The following is a 13,887-nucleotide window of genomic DNA, read 5'->3' on the forward strand; positions in this document are numbered from 1 at the left end:
CAACGCGCCCGCGCTGCCTCAACCCTTGCGCAAGTCACCGTGCGCGTTGCTTAGCACCCAGCTGCGACTCCAGCGTTGCAGTCGCGGCAGGATCACCCACTGCAGTGAGGCCGTGAGAAGCAAGGAGGAGGGGATCAGCTGAACGAACGGCGGCAGGTCCTTGAGGACCAGCCGCACGAGAGAGCTGATCGTCAGCAGGACCGGGAACACCGCGATCCAGGTTGTCACGAAGCGCTTCCACTTCGCTGCGCTTGCCTCGCTGGGCAGTTCGAAGCGGACACGCTCGCCGGCCTTGACCTGATCAAGGCCGGTCGAAAACCCGTCTGCTTCCCCGGTTAGCCGGCGGAAGTCCTCTCCACCCTTCCACCGTTCCGCTTCAGCTTGGGCTGCGAATTGGAAGAGAAGGTGCTGCAGCCCTTGAGTTTGGCCCAGGCGAATGGTGGCGATGTGGCCTGCGGCTTGTGCCGCGTCGGCACAGATGCGTTCAGCCCAGGCGTCAAAGCTTTTCTCATGACCGACGCGAATGGCGCGGCTGGAAACCACGGTTGCAAGTGCAGCAATGTTGTGGGGCATGTGGAGCCAACGCCGGGCGCGCTCCAGAGTGCCTTCACTCCATGGGGTATCGGCGCCGGACGGGATCGGGGCGGCACTCGAAGTGACCCCGAACCTTGTCGTTGAAGAACTGACCTGCCGATGCGGCCTTGCCAAACGCGTCATAGATGGCGCGAGGCACACCGTCGTAGATGTACTTGCCCGACCGTTTGAAGAACACGGTCAGCGTTTCCGCATCGTCATCGAAGAGGATGCGGTCGATGAGGGACGACTGAAGGCGGCGGGCTCGCATGCGACGCTCGACGCGTGGTGCGACTCGTGGTTGCAACACGAGTCGCACTCTGCGCTGAGTTGAATCGGATCTGCGCCGAGCCGAGCCGCTCCAGACGAAGAAAGGGCGCCGGCCGCGGCCGACGCCCACCACCTTCACAGCGTCGTTGGTTCAGCCCCAGAGCTGTGCCCGATACGCCTCAAAGCAGCGTTCGCCGCATTTCAGCCGGATCAAGGCACCTTCGGCCATCGCGGTCGCACGGCGAGGATCTTCCTCGACTGCCGGACGGATTGCCTCGGCGTTCCAGTCCTCCGAGTGCTTGATGTCGAGGATGGCATGGAGATCGAAATAGCGCCGCTCCTTGTTCGAGAAGCCAAGACGCTTTAGCCCCTGCGCCGTCATCCGTGACCGGTCAGGTGCGGTCAGCTCGATGACGCCCAGCGCGCCCACCGAATGCCAGGCGTAGCGTCGGCTGCTTGCCATTGCCGTCATCGCATTGGCGAGCGCCAGGCTCTGCCACACGGTATTTTCGATGATGGGGTCGACCTTCAGCGTATCGGTCAGGGCGTCGAGCAGCAACCCATGCATGCCCGCCAGCTGGCCGCGGCCCATCTCATCCCAATAATTGCGGGCAAGTTCCAGCTTGGGACGTGCGGGCAGCTTCACCTGCGTCATGGCGACCAGGTCGTCGAACCCGGCCTCTCCAGCGGCTTCTTGCTCGAAGAACCATTTCAGCTGTTCCAGGGATGCCTCTTCGGCGATCCAGGGGAACAACGGATCGCCTTGGCCCGGGCCGACCTGCTTCAGACCCTCAAACCAATCGATGAACCCTTCAACGTCGGTCGGTGCAGCTGCAGCCTCGTCCGCTACTTCGGCCCGAAGCTCCTCCAGGAAGCCGCCCTCCAGCCGCTGCATGCGAACGTCCCGGTCAAGGCACCGCTGCCAATCCTCGGACGGGAAGTTAGGCTCCAGCCGCTCCCGGTTCCAATGCGCCAGGCCTCGCTGGAAACTGTCCGTCAAAAATTGCGATGCGCGCGGGGCGGCGTCGCGAAACAAGGTAGCCATTCGGGTCCTCCCTAATGCGGGAGAAACGGAGGGGGAACGCCGAGGTTCCCCAGCGGCTTGGGCGGTCGATTGTACCGGCAACACAGGTCATCATCCTGGTGGGAAAGCATAGTCTTCTCGTGCTGCTGGTCAGGGTACCGGACGATCGGTAAGGCACTGCGATGCTGCGCCGTACTGCCTTTGCGCTCGCTGCCCTGTTGGGGGCCCTGAGCGCGACGCCTGCTCCGTCGACGGAGCGAGGACCACTGGTGTTGGCTGCGGCAAGTCTGCAGGAGGCACTGACCGCGGCCGGCGGGGCATGGCAACAGATGGGACATCCGCGTCCCGTGCTTTCCTTTGCCGGGACGCCGTCGCTCGCGCGGCAGGTGCAGGCGGGGGCAGCGGCGGACCTGTTCGCCAGCGCAGATGAAGAATGGATGGACGCCCTGCAGCGCGCCCGGTTGATCGTGCCAGCGACCCGGGCCAATCTGGCCCGCAACCGGCTGGTCGTTGTGGCACCGGCGGGTAGCGCGATCCGGCTGACCACGCCCATGTTGGCACGGACGCTGGCTGCCGGTCCTGTTGCGATGGCCGATCCCGACGCTGTCCCGGCGGGGAAATACGGCAGGGCAGCCATGGTCCGGCTCGGCGCGTGGAGAGCCGTCCAGCCGCATGTCGTGCGCGCAGAAAGCGTGCGCGCGGCGATGGCGTTGGTGGAGCGGGGCGCGGCGCCGTTCGGGATCGTGTACCTCACCGATGCTCGGGCGTCGGCTCGGGTCAAGGTAGTGGGCGTGTTTCCGGCCTCCAGCCACCCTGCGATCCTGTACCCGATCGCGCGATTACGCACGTCGACGAGCAGGGACGCCGAAGGCTTCCGCCGGTTCCTGCTTTCCCCGCGCGGTCAGGCGATCTTGGCGCGGTTCGGGTTCGCCCCCTCCTGATGCTGTCCGCGGCGGAATGGGAGGTGGTCCGGCTGTCGCTGCTAGTGGGCGGCACCGCATGCCTTGCCGCATTGCCGTTAGCGTTTGCTCTGGCTTGGCTCCTCGCGCGCGGGCGGTTTCCGGGCAAGCTGTTGCTGGACGGGCTTGTGCACCTGCCGCTTGTCGTGCCGCCGGTGGTAACCGGTTGGGTGCTGCTGCTGTTCTTCGCGCCTAACGGGCCGATAGGTGGATGTCTGGAGCGGTGGTTCGGTGTCACCGTGCTGTTCCGCTGGACAGGCGCCGCGATCGCGGCCGGGGTGATGGCATTGCCGTTGATGGTGCGGGCGATGCGATTGTCGGTCGAAGCGGTCGATCCCCGGCTGGAGAGCGCGGCGCGTACATTGGGCGCGAGCCGCGCGCGGGTGTTCCGCACGATCACGCTGCCGCTATCCCTGCCAGGGCTGACCGCCGGCATGGTGCTTGGATTTGCGCGGTCGGTAGGGGAGTTCGGCGCGACGATCACCTTTGTGTCCAACGTGCCGGGTGAGACAGAGACGCTGCCGCTGGCGATCTACGCAGCGCTTCAGAGGCCGGGTGCAGAGGAAACGGTGTGGCGGCTGGCTGCGGTTTCGGTGGCGCTTAGCCTGATCGCGCTGACCGCGTCGGAATGGCTCGGCCGGCGATGGGGACGGCGGCTGCATGTCCTTTGACGTCGATATCGCCAAGCGGCTCGGCACGACGGAGATCTCGGCCCGCTTTTCGGGCGGGGAGGGGGCAACCGTGCTCTTCGCGCCGTCGGGGGCTGGCAAGACCAGCGTACTCAACATGGTTGCGGGGCTGCTGAGGCCCGATCGTGGGCACGTGCGGGTTGGTGGTGACACCCTGTTCGATGCTGCGCGGCGCATCGACGTTCCGGCTGAACGCCGGCGCGCTGGCTATGTCTTTCAGGAGCCGCGGCTGTTCCCGCACCTTCGGGTCCAGGCTAACCTGCGCTATGGCGGGCGGCGCGCCACAAAGGCCCATGAAACCGCCCAACAAGAACCGGGAGGGGCACAAGCAGAGGCAGACATCGTGCGGCTGCTGGAACTTGCCCCTTTGCTCGACAGATGGCCGCGAACCCTGTCAGGTGGCGAGGCGAGGCGGGTTGCGATCGGGCGGGCGCTGCTGTCCGGCCCCGCCTTTCTGCTGCTCGACGAGCCGCTTGCATCGCTCGACCGTGCCCGGCGGGAGGAAGCGATGCGGATCATCGAGCGGGTGCGGGACGAGGTACGCCTGCCGATGCTGATCGTCACCCATGATCCGCAGGAGGCGGAGCGGCTGGGAACGCAGGTGGTCGAACTCTAGGCGGCAGACCTGCTCGTCAAGCGCTCCGCAATCAGCGCCGTCGCAACAGTCTGGACGACATGGACGAACCAGCGCTCCGCGGCCTTGCGGGGGCCGGCCTGGATCTCCCCTTTCGTGATGCCGAGAACAGGTGCGATCCCGGCGATGTTCACCAGGTACAGCGCGGTGCCGTATAGCGCTCCCAAGGCAGCCGGGGGAATGGCAGGCAGACGTTCGCGCAGTTCAGCGTAGCCGAGCCCGAACGCTGCCGAGGCGGCGAGATGGTTGCCGAATTCCAGCAAGCTGGTGCCAGTGTCGCCGATTGCAGCCCGAGAGCCCGTGTGTCGATCAATCCAGTCGACTGAGTCACGATCCAGGGTCTCGCCAAATATGCCGGACTTGCGGCCTGCAACCATGACAGCAGTGGTCACCACCCCTGCCAATACGCCACCCAGTGCTGCTGCCCTCAACCTGTTCACGGCGCGCCCTCCTCTTTGCGCAAGTAACAACGCTATGATGGGGGCGTTCCCCTTTCAGGCCTGGCTACCCGAGAGTATGCTTTTGTCTTGAAGAGGAGAGGTGAGATGCGAATCGCTTTATTGCTGCTGCTTGCTTTCGCCACGGTTGCTGCCTCGCCTGCTCCACGTCCGGCATTGAAGCAATGCGATGCCCGGTTGCAGCACGCCGATCGCGACACCGCGCCAGCGCGGGCGCGCAAGCTTAGCGAGATGCCGCCTGCCAACCAGATCAAGACCGTTTATCGGGAAGTGGACGGGTGTCCGAAGCCGTTGATCGTGCGGCGGGATATCGGCGCGAAGTGATCGCGCTCGGCGCCTCTACACGCCTGTGCAGATCCGATCGCGATTCGGTTCGCCGTCGTTGCGCCGACCTCAATTGAACGCCGAACACAGTGCAAACTGAAACGAGAAAGGCGGCCCCTTGCGGGACCGCCTTTTTGTTGTCGTCGGGGCGATGACGCCCATTCTGTCGCAACAGGCGGGGCGGACCAGCCGCCCCGACGCCTGCCTTAACGCTTGGAGAACTGGAAGCTACGACGTGCCTTCGCGCGCCCGTACTTCTTACGCTCCACGGCGCGGCTGTCGCGGGTCAGGAAACCCGCAGCCTTCACCGGTGCGCGCAGGATCGGTTCGTACTTGGTGATCGCCTGGCTAATGCCATGCTTAACCGCGCCTGCCTGGCCCGACAGGCCGCCGCCCTTGACGGTGACGACCACGTCGTACTGACCCTCGCGCTCAGTCACGCCGAACACCTGGTTGATGACGAGGCGCAGCGACGGACGCGCGAAGTAGATTTCCTGGTCGCGGCCGTTGATCGTGATCTTGCCCGAACCGGGCTTCAGCCACACGCGGGCAACTGCGTCTTTACGACGGCCGGTAGCATAGGCGCGGCCCTGCTTGTCGAGTTCCTGCTCACGCAGGGGCGCGCGCTGCACCGGCTCATCGACCGCACCCGACAGATACGCATCAGCGCGATCATCGGACTGGGCGACGACGGCATCACGCTGCTCGTTCAGCGCAGAGCTCAGGTCGGAAAGGGACTGACGATTGTCGGACATTTACGCGCCCACCTTGTTCTTGCGGCTCATGCCGGCGATGTCGAGGGTCTCTGGGTTCTGGGCGGCGTGGGGGTGCTCCGTGCCGGCGAAGATGCGCAGGTTGCGCATCTGCTGCCGACCCAGCGGCCCGCGCGGGATCATTCGCTCGACGGCCTTTTCCAGCACGCGCTCAGGAAAACGACCTTCCAGCACCTTGGCTGCGGTGATTGCCTTGATGCCGCCGGCATAGCCGGTGTGCTTGTAATAGACCTTCTTCGACGCCTTGTTCGACGTGAAGCGGATCTTGTCGGCGTTGATGACCACCACGTTGTCACCGCAGTCGACGTGCGGGGTGAAGCTGGTCTTGTGCTTGCCGCGCAGGACGTTGGCAATCACAACAGCCGCCCGGCCGACCACCAGGTCGGTGGCGTCGACGATGTGCCACTTCTTCTCCACCTCGTGCGGCTTGGCCGCCTTGGTGGTCTTCATGAGCGCCTTCATGGGCGATGAACCTTTCGGATTGAACGCAAACACGCCGCCCCTGTCAGGCAGCGTGGACGTAGCGGCAATGACGAAGCTGGGCCCCGAAGTCAAGCAAAGTGCGGGTTTGCTGACGGGTATCGTGATACCATAGCACCCGGACGGGTTAGGCGCGAGTGCGTCCAACCGCATGGGCGGCCGCGACCGTGGCGATCAGCAACACCGCTGCGTTCGCCTGATGGGCGACGGCGATCCCGATCTGCACGCCGGATAACAAGGTCGCGATCCCCAGTGCAATCTGGAGGCACACAAGCCCGACGACCGCCACGCCGGCCGACGACCCTGCCCGGTGAGCCCGTGTCGCGAGCCAGACGAGGGCGGCCGCTGCTACAAAGGCGAGCCATCGATGGATGAACTGCACCACGACGGGGTCATTGACTGCCTGGCCCACGCCGGTCAGCGGGACGTCAGAGGGGAACAGGGCGTCGCCCATGAGAGGCCAGCTCGCAAAAGCATATCCCGCATCGAGCCCCGCCGTGAACGCACCCCAAGTGATCTGCGCGATCAGCACGAGAAGGGAAATCGTCGCGACCGGCAGCAAGCGTGCGGGCGCAGCGAGCCTGTTCCGCCCGAGAGCGAGCAGGTCGAGCGCCGTCCAGACGATACCGCCCAAGGTCACGAGCGCGGTGAGCAGGTGCACTGCCAGGCGAAGGTGGCTGACGTCCGTCCTTACCGCCAGGCCCGACTTCACCATCCACCAGCCGACCGCCCCTTGCAGCGCCCCCAGCGACAACAGCGCGACCAGTCGCGGCATGTAGCCGGCAGGAACTTGCCGCCGCAGCCAGAACCAGAGCATCGGCGCAGCAAAGGCGAGCCCGATCGTGCGGGCCAGCGCGCGATGGAGATATTCCCAGAAGAAGATCGCCTGGAACCCGGCCATGGTCATGCCGTGGTTGATCTGCTGGTATTCTGGAATGCGCTGATAGTTGGCGAACTCCGCCTGCCATTGCGCGTCGGTCAGCGGCGGAATGATGCCGGTGATCGGCTTCCATTCGGTGATCGACAGCCCGGAGTTCGTCAGGCGGGTGATGCCGCCGACGACGACGATGCCGACGATCATCGCTGCAACGATCAGAAGCCAGGTCGCCACGGCACGCGGACGGGCAGTGCTCATAAAGGCTGGGCTCGGCTGTAGCATGGCCTGTAAGTAGCGTTCCGGGTGCGCCGCGCCAAGGTGCGCGCCGGTTCGGCAACGCTTCGTCGACTTGCCGCTGCCCGGCCTGCGGCATACATAAAGGCATGGCCGAAGCTGCGCATCATCATCATCATGAGCCGCAGGGCGACGACCTGGTCACATCCGCCCAAGCCGGGCTTGAGCGTGCCGGTGAGCAATGGACGCCGATGCGGGCAAGCGTATTCGTAGCGCTTGCAAGCTTCAGCAAGCCCGCCAGTGCGTATGATATTGCGGAGGCGGTATCGCTGGCGCAAGGGCGCCGGGTTGCCGCGAACAGCGTGTACCGGATCCTGGACCTGTTTGTCGGCGCGAACCTTGCCCGCCGGGTTGAGAGTGCCAACGCCTACCTGGCGAACTCGCATCCCGACTGTCTGCACGATTGCATTTTTCTGGTTTGCGACAGCTGCGGCCAGACAACTCATCTGGACGACGATCGCCTGACCCGCGGCGTGCGCCAGGCGGCGAAGTCAGCCGGCTTCACCGCCGAGCGCCCCGTGATCGAGGTACGCGGCCGTTGTGCCGATTGTGGGCCCGGTAGGTCCAACTGATTAGGCACCTGCATCGAATGTCCATGGCGCGCGCGGGTGACAGGTCCGGTTTGAAGGCGTAAGCGGCGACAATGGCCGACGTTCCTGCAACCCCGCTGCTCGACACCGTTCACACCCCCGAGGAGCTGCGGCACTTGGCGCCCGAGCAGTTGCGGCAATTGGCCGACGAACTGCGCGCGGAGACCATTTCTGCCGTTGGCACCACTGGTGGCCATCTCGGGTCGGGACTCGGTGTGGTCGAGCTGACGGTGGCGATCCATTATGTGTTCAACACACCCGATGATCGTCTGATCTGGGACGTCGGGCATCAATGCTATCCGCACAAGATCCTGACCGGCCGTCGCGAGCGCATCCGCACATTGCGGCAGGGTGGCGGGCTGTCAGGTTTCACCAAGCGTTCCGAGAGCGAATATGACCCGTTCGGGGCGGCCCATTCGTCGACCTCGATCTCGGCCGCGCTCGGCTTTGCAATGGCCAACAAGCTGTCGAACAAGCCGGGCAAGGGCATCGCCGTGATCGGCGATGGCGCCATGTCGGCTGGCATGGCCTATGAAGCGATGAACAACGCGGAGGCCGCGGGCAACCGGCTGGTCGTGATCCTGAACGACAATGACATGTCAATCGCCCCGCCGGTGGGCGGCTTGTCGGCGTATCTCAGCCGCATGGTGTCCAGCCGTGAGTTCCTGTCTCTGCGCGAAGTGATGAAGAAGATCGCTCGCCGCCTCCCGCGTCCGTTCCACACGGCGGCGCGCAAGACGGACGAGTTCGCCCGGGGCATGACCATGGGCGGCACGCTGTTCGAGGAATTGGGCTTCTATTATGTCGGCCCGATCGACGGCCATAATCTGGACCACCTGATCCCGGTGCTCGAGAATGTACGGGACGCGGAGGAAGGCCCGATCCTGGTCCATGTCGTGACCAAGAAGGGCAAGGGCTATGCGCCCGCCGAAGCCAGCGCGGACAAGTACCACGGCGTCCAGAAGTTCGACGTCATCACCGGCGCGCAGGCCAAGGCACCCCCGGGCCCGCCGCAATACCAGAACGTTTTCGGCGAGGCGCTGGCCCGGGAAGCGGACAGCGACCAGCGGGTCGTGGCGATTACCGCGGCGATGCCGTCGGGCACGGGACTGGACAAGTTCGCGGCGGCTCACCCGGATCGCTTCTTCGACGTCGGCATTGCCGAACAACACGCGGTGACCTTTGCAGCGGGACTGGCTGCCCAGGGGATGCGGCCGTTCTGTGCGATTTATTCGACCTTCCTTCAGCGCGCCTATGATCAGGTCGTTCATGACGTTGCGATCCAGAACCTGCCGGTTCGCTTCGCGATCGATCGCGCAGGGCTGGTCGGAGCGGACGGTGCAACTCACGCCGGCTCGTTCGACGTGACCTATTTGGCGACGTTGCCCAACTTTGTCGTGATGGCCGCCGCGGATGAGGCGGAGCTGGTCCATATGACGCACACCTGCGTCCTCCACGACTCGGGGCCGATCGCGGTACGGTATCCGCGTGGCAACGGGACGGGCGTTGCACTGCCCGAAGTTCCTGAGCGGCTGGAAATCGGCAAGGGCCGCGTCGTACGTGAGGGCAAAGCCGTTGCGATCCTGTCGCTTGGCACCCGCCTGACCGAAGCGCTGAAAGCGGCGGATCAGCTGGAAGCCAAGGGCCTGTCGACCACGGTGGCCGACCTTCGCTTTGCCAAGCCCCTTGATGAGGCGTTGATCCGGCGGCTGCTAACCAATCACGAGATTGCGGTCACGATTGAAGAGAACGCGGTCGGTGGCCTGGGTGCCCATGTGCTGACGATGGCATCGGACGAGGGGCTGACTGACGGAGGCCTTAAGATCCGGACCATGCGGCTGCCCGACAAGTTCCAGGACCAGGACAAACCAGAGGTCCAGTATGCAGAGGCCGGGTTGGACGCCGACGCGATCGTCACCACCGTGCTGACGGCGCTACGGCACAACAGCACGGGTGTGAGCGAGGGCGCACGCGCCTAAGCTAGGCGAGGCGCGCGGCGTTCTTCGCGCACCGCCAGCACCGATCGGGCGTCGCCGGGCGCTCGCGCGTGGCCCCGACCGTCACTGCTGGCCGCGATGACGCGATCAAGCAGTTCCTGCCCTTCCGACCACAGGCCCAGGCCGCTCGCGGCGTTGAGGTGCCCTAGAGGGCCGACGTCGACGAAATGGCTCCCCCAGTCGGCCGCCATGCTGTGTGCCCGCGCCAAGGACACCCACGGGTCATCGCTTGACGCGACTAGCAGCGACGGGAAGGGGAGGGACACGCGCGGGCAGGGTGCAAATCCGGCGAGCTCGGCAGGCGGATCCACCCGGTCGACATCTGCCGGGGCGACCAGCAGGGCGCCCGCAACTGGCCAGCCATAAGGCTGCGGACTGAGCGCTGCCCACCAGGCCACCGCGATACAGCCTAACGAGTGCGCGGCAAGGATCACCGGCGCCTCTGCCAGACGAATCGCCTCGTCCAGCTTGGTCACCCAGCTATTGCGGTGCGGCGTGTGCCACATGCCGAGTTCAGCCCGGACCGTGTCGGTGCGGGAGCGTTCCCACAGGCTTTGCCAATGAGCCGGTCCCGAGCCACCCAGGCCCGGTATCGTCAGAACAGTTGGCCGTCCCGTTCGGAACGGTGCGAAACTATCCATGTTCACCTCCCACCAGGTGAAGGGCGTGGTCGTTCGGCTCTCAAGGGCACGCCGTCAGGCCACGCCCCCCGCGATCTACATACTCCTACTTGGCTGATGGGGAATAGGCCGAACGCTGAATCGAAGCCCGCTTGCGACAAGAGGCTGTCGCAGCGATATCGGCGCTGGTGACCCGCTCTGTTTTCTCGATCGACCGCTGATGCCGAAGATTCGGGCTGACCAACTTCTTGTTGATCGCGGTCTGGCCGAAAGCCGGACGCGCGCGCAGGCCCTGATCATGGCCGGGTTGGTGTTTGTCGGAACCCGCAAGGTCGACAAGCCGGGGCAAGCCGTCGCCTCCGACGTCGAACTGGACGTACGCGGACGCGATCACCCCTGGGTGTCGCGCGGCGGGATCAAGCTTGCGCATGGCCTCGACCAAGTTGGGTGGGACGTGACCGGCGCCGTGGCGATCGATGTCGGTTCGTCGACTGGCGGCTTTACCGATGTCCTGCTCACCCGGGGGGCGGCACGGGTCTATGCAGTCGATAGCGGCACGAATCAGCTTGCCTGGAAATTGCGCGAAGACCCGCGGGTGGTTGTGCTCGAACAGACCAGCGCGCGTGTCCTGACCCCTGATCACATTCCGGAGGTCGTGGACCTCATCGTCTGTGATGCCAGCTTCATCGGTCTTGCCAAGGTGCTTGAACGGCCGTTGACCTTTGCCAAGGCGGGCGCGCGTGCGTTGGTGTTGGTCAAGCCGCAGTTCGAAGCCGGGCGTGAGGATGTCGGCAAGGGGGGCGTCGTTCGCGACCCCGCAGTGCACGCCAGGGTTTGCGATGAAGTTGCGCACTGGTTCGAAGCGCAGGGGTGGACGGTGCAGGCAGTGGCCCAAAGCCCGATCACCGGCCCCGAGGGTAACGTCGAATTCCTGCTTGCGGCTTGCTCCAAGTGAACCGACCCGGTTCGGTTCGTCTTGCGGCGCGGCGTCGGACACGCCAAGAGGTGGTATAAACAGGGCGGAGAACATGCGTGGGGGGTATCGCTTCGAAAACTCAGCTCAGGATGTCATTCCTGCGTTGGGCAGTCGTAACGGTGCCGGGCGTGCTGTTGCTCGGCTTTGCGTCGGGGCGGTCGGTTCCGGCCGGTAGCAGCAACCCGTGGTATGTTGCGCTTGAGAAGCCGGCGCTGACGCCGCCAGGCTGGATGTTTCCGGTTGCCTGGAGCCTCCTTTACGTTCTGCTCGGCCTCGCTCTTGCGATCGTGCTCAACGCGCGTGGCGCGCGGGGCCGGGGGGTGGCGATCGCGCTATTCGTGGCGCAACTCGCGGCCAACCTCGGGTGGCAGCCGCTGTTCTTTGGTGCGCACCGCATTCGTGCAGCGCTGGGCCTGATCGTGGTCATGCTGGCGCTCGCCATTGCAACAACCGTGCTCTTCTCGCGCATACGGCAAGTCGCGGCATGGCTGATGGTCCCGTACCTCATCTGGATCAGCTTCGCGGGTGTGCTGACCTGGAGCATCGGGCGGCTCAATCCAGAGGCGGAAACGCTTGCGCCGAGCAGCCGCACTTCCCAAATGCTCTGAACACAATTCCATTTAGGCAGGCGACACGCAATGCAGTCAGACAACCGGATGTTTGAAGATCTGGTGAAGCTCGTGAACGGCGCCGCGGGTACGGTTGCCGGCGTTACGCGTGAAGCGCAGGCTGGCGCGCGTGAGCGTGCGCGTGAGTGGATCGGCGGACTGGATTTCGTTTCTCGCGAGGAGTTCGAAGCGGTCAAGGCCATGGCGGTTGCCGCGCGTGACGAGAATGACGCGCTGCGCGCCCGGCTCGACGCGATCGAAGCGCGTAGTGGTCCCGTGAGCGACGTTCCGGTCCCCACTGCCTGAGCTTATCCACATCTTCTTCCACACTTTCGTCCCCTGCTCGCGCGGGCGGGGTGGTGCTGGGCGCTTTGCGTTGTCAGCCTGCTCTGTGCGATAAGGGTAGGTGAGCATGCTAAACCAAGCCAATCACGATACCGATGACGCCGCGCCGCTCGACATGCTGGAGGCATATTTTGCCGCGCACGGGTGGGAACACAGCCGCAGTGACGAGGAGATCGTTGCCAGCGTCAAAGGCAGCTGGACGACCTATGAACTGCGGGCGCTGTGGCGTGAGGAGGACGGTGTCCTCCAACTACTGGCCTTTCCCGACATCAAGGTCACGGACGATCGTCGCGCGGGCGTGTACGAGGCGATAGGCCTTGTGAACGAACAGCTCTGGCTTGGGCATTTCGAGCTTTGGTCGTCGTCGGGAACCCTGCTCTATCGCCATGCAGCACTGGTTGACGGTGGCGAAGAAGCCGAACTGTCGCTGAGCGCGGCGGAGCTGATTGTGGACAGCGCCGTTGACGAATGCGAGCGCTTCTACCCGGTGTTCCAGTTCGTCCTGTGGGGCGGCAAGAGCCCCAAGGAAGCGCTCGCCGCCGCGCTGATCGAGACCCAGGGCGAGGCATGAACGCGTCGCTGGCCGATGTCGGCCGCGTGCTGATGGTCGGCTGCGGCAACATGGGCGGCGCGATGCTGACGCGCTGGATCGATGCGGGGCTTAGCCCGGATAAGGTCACCGTGCTGACGCCAAGCGGGCGTGCGGTGCCGGACGGCGTGCAGATGGTTCGCGAGTTTCGCGGAGGAAGCAGTACGGGAACTGCAACCTTCGACACCGTGATCCTCGCAATGAAGCCGCAACAGCTGGCGCAGGTCCATGCGCGCGACCTGGGGTTGCTCGCGCCCAAGCTGCTCATCTCCATTCTTGCCGGTGTGGAAGTCGGGACTCTCGCCCGTTTGTGGCCGAACGCTACAATCGTGCGCGCAATGCCGAACCTGCCGGTCGCGATCGGCAAGGGCGTCGTCGGGCTTCATACCGTAGCGGCGTCCGCCGAAGTGAGGGCGGTCACCGACACGCTCATGACACCGCTGGGCCTGTGCGAGTGGATCGACGATGAGGGCCTGTTTGATGTCCTGACGGCCCTTGCCGGGTCGGGTCCCGCCTTCCTCTTCAGGTTCATCGACGCGTTGGGAGCGGCAGGGATAGAGCTCGGCTTGTCGCCGGACCAAGCCAGCAGGCTGGCCCTCGCGACCGTGGCTGGCTCCGCGATCATGGCCAGCGCGGCGCACGAAGCGCCGGGCGAACTCGCAAACAAGGTGGCGAGCAAGGGTGGGTCCACCGGTGAAGGGCTGGACGTCCTCGACCGCGATCACGCCCTGGTGGAACTGCTGAGACGGACGCTCGATGCCGCGACGCGCCGCAATCGGGAAATGGCCGCCGCCGCGCGCGGCTGAT

At 65.0% G+C, this 13,887-nt stretch carries 19 protein-coding genes; 11 read left to right on the top strand and 8 right to left on the bottom strand.

From position 1 onward, the window contains the following. Window positions 1–18 precede the first annotated feature (18 nt). The 3 genes from FHS94_RS13930 to FHS94_RS13940 form a co-directional block, all read right to left on the bottom strand. Entirely contained in the window at window positions 19–573 is a 555-nt protein-coding gene (locus FHS94_RS13930) for a putative antibiotic biosynthesis monooxygenase (protein WP_184058867.1), read from the bottom strand. Between the two features lie 34 nt (window positions 574–607). Continuing rightward, window positions 608–844: a KTSC domain-containing protein gene (locus FHS94_RS13935; protein WP_184058869.1), complete on the bottom strand. Its 237-nt coding sequence runs from the start codon at window positions 842–844 to the stop codon at window positions 608–610. Between the two features lie 150 nt (window positions 845–994). Then, a complete protein-coding gene (locus FHS94_RS13940; RefSeq protein ID WP_184058871.1) occupies window positions 995–1,888 on the bottom strand; it encodes an iron-containing redox enzyme family protein in 894 nt (297 codons plus the stop codon). A gap of 161 nt (window positions 1,889–2,049) precedes the next feature. Between FHS94_RS13940 and modA the strand changes: the two genes are divergently transcribed. Genes modA through FHS94_RS13955 form a run of 3 tightly spaced genes read left to right on the top strand, consistent with a single transcriptional unit; the run spans window position 2,050 to window position 4,131 of the window. Continuing rightward, a complete protein-coding gene (modA, locus tag FHS94_RS13945) occupies window positions 2,050–2,808 on the top strand; it encodes a molybdate ABC transporter substrate-binding protein (protein WP_184058873.1) in 759 nt (252 codons plus the stop codon). Beyond that, window positions 2,808–3,497 (top strand): molybdate ABC transporter permease subunit, encoded by a 690-nt coding sequence (gene modB / locus FHS94_RS13950; protein ID WP_184058876.1) that lies wholly within the window; start codon window positions 2,808–2,810, stop codon window positions 3,495–3,497. The genes modA and modB overlap by 1 nt, the downstream gene beginning before the upstream one ends. Further along, window positions 3,487–4,131 carry an ATP-binding cassette domain-containing protein gene (locus FHS94_RS13955; RefSeq protein WP_184058878.1) on the top strand — a complete coding sequence of 215 codons (645 nt, stop codon included), beginning with the start codon at window positions 3,487–3,489 and terminating at the stop codon, window positions 4,129–4,131. The genes modB and FHS94_RS13955 overlap by 11 nt, the downstream gene beginning before the upstream one ends. Here the strand turns inward: FHS94_RS13955 and FHS94_RS13960 are convergent. Next, window positions 4,128–4,589, bottom strand: a complete 462-nt coding sequence (locus FHS94_RS13960; RefSeq protein ID WP_184058880.1) for a hypothetical protein — start codon at window positions 4,587–4,589, stop codon at window positions 4,128–4,130. The genes FHS94_RS13955 and FHS94_RS13960 overlap by 4 nt on opposite strands. A 105-nt stretch (window positions 4,590–4,694) precedes the next feature. On the opposite strand from FHS94_RS13960, the gene FHS94_RS13965 reads away from it, so the two are divergent. Next, window positions 4,695–4,931, top strand: coding sequence for a hypothetical protein (locus FHS94_RS13965; protein WP_184058882.1), 237 nt, complete (start codon window positions 4,695–4,697; stop codon window positions 4,929–4,931). Between the two features lie 206 nt (window positions 4,932–5,137). Here the strand turns inward: FHS94_RS13965 and rpsI are convergent, their stop codons facing one another. From rpsI to FHS94_RS13980, 3 genes are all read right to left on the bottom strand, one after another. Then, on the bottom strand, window positions 5,138–5,686 hold the full coding sequence (gene rpsI / locus FHS94_RS13970; RefSeq protein ID WP_184058884.1) for a 30S ribosomal protein S9: 549 nt from the start codon (window positions 5,684–5,686) through the stop codon (window positions 5,138–5,140). Further along, window positions 5,687–6,166, bottom strand: coding sequence for a 50S ribosomal protein L13 (gene rplM / locus FHS94_RS13975; RefSeq protein WP_184058886.1), 480 nt, complete (start codon window positions 6,164–6,166; stop codon window positions 5,687–5,689). 145 nt (window positions 6,167–6,311) lie between these two features. After that, window positions 6,312–7,343 carry a COX15/CtaA family protein gene (locus tag FHS94_RS13980; RefSeq protein ID WP_184058888.1) on the bottom strand — a complete coding sequence of 344 codons (1,032 nt, stop codon included), beginning with the start codon at window positions 7,341–7,343 and terminating at the stop codon, window positions 6,312–6,314. Window positions 7,344–7,444: 101 nt separating this feature from the next. Between FHS94_RS13980 and FHS94_RS13985 the strand changes: the two genes are divergently transcribed. Both FHS94_RS13985 and dxs read left to right on the top strand, forming a co-directional pair. Continuing rightward, window positions 7,445–7,927: a Fur family transcriptional regulator gene (locus tag FHS94_RS13985; protein ID WP_184058890.1), complete on the top strand. Its 483-nt coding sequence runs from the start codon at window positions 7,445–7,447 to the stop codon at window positions 7,925–7,927. Window positions 7,928–7,998: 71 nt separating this feature from the next. Further along, window positions 7,999–9,924, top strand: coding sequence for a 1-deoxy-D-xylulose-5-phosphate synthase (gene dxs, locus FHS94_RS13990; RefSeq protein ID WP_184058892.1), 1,926 nt, complete (start codon window positions 7,999–8,001; stop codon window positions 9,922–9,924). Here dxs and FHS94_RS13995 read toward each other — a convergent pair. Beyond that, window positions 9,921–10,583, bottom strand: coding sequence for an RBBP9/YdeN family alpha/beta hydrolase (locus FHS94_RS13995; RefSeq protein ID WP_184058894.1), 663 nt, complete (start codon window positions 10,581–10,583; stop codon window positions 9,921–9,923). The two genes, dxs and FHS94_RS13995, sit on opposite strands and share 4 nt — an antisense overlap. A gap of 199 nt (window positions 10,584–10,782) precedes the next feature. On the opposite strand from FHS94_RS13995, the gene FHS94_RS14000 reads away from it, so the two are divergent. The 5 genes from FHS94_RS14000 to FHS94_RS14020 all read left to right on the top strand — a co-directional run bounded on the left by FHS94_RS14000 (window position 10,783) and on the right by FHS94_RS14020 (window position 13,886). Further along, complete coding sequence (locus FHS94_RS14000; RefSeq protein ID WP_184058896.1) at window positions 10,783–11,517, top strand: TlyA family RNA methyltransferase; 735 nt, start codon at window positions 10,783–10,785, stop codon at window positions 11,515–11,517. A gap of 110 nt (window positions 11,518–11,627) precedes the next feature. Continuing rightward, complete coding sequence (locus FHS94_RS14005) at window positions 11,628–12,146, top strand: TspO/MBR family protein (protein ID WP_184058898.1); 519 nt, start codon at window positions 11,628–11,630, stop codon at window positions 12,144–12,146. Window positions 12,147–12,176: 30 nt separating this feature from the next. After that, window positions 12,177–12,452 (top strand): accessory factor UbiK family protein, encoded by a 276-nt coding sequence (locus FHS94_RS14010; RefSeq protein ID WP_184058900.1) that lies wholly within the window; start codon window positions 12,177–12,179, stop codon window positions 12,450–12,452. A gap of 106 nt (window positions 12,453–12,558) precedes the next feature. Continuing rightward, the gene (locus tag FHS94_RS14015) at window positions 12,559–13,062 is read left to right on the top strand and encodes a type III secretion system chaperone family protein (RefSeq protein WP_184058902.1); all 504 of its coding nucleotides are present in this window, start codon (window positions 12,559–12,561) and stop codon (window positions 13,060–13,062) included. Next, window positions 13,059–13,886: a pyrroline-5-carboxylate reductase family protein gene (locus FHS94_RS14020; protein ID WP_184058904.1), complete on the top strand. Its 828-nt coding sequence runs from the start codon at window positions 13,059–13,061 to the stop codon at window positions 13,884–13,886. The genes FHS94_RS14015 and FHS94_RS14020 overlap by 4 nt, the downstream gene beginning before the upstream one ends. Window position 13,887: the final 1 nt, after the last annotated feature.

The organism is Sphingomonas aerophila (genome assembly GCF_014199305.1).
GTDB lineage: Bacteria > Pseudomonadota > Alphaproteobacteria > Sphingomonadales > Sphingomonadaceae > Sphingomonas > Sphingomonas aerophila.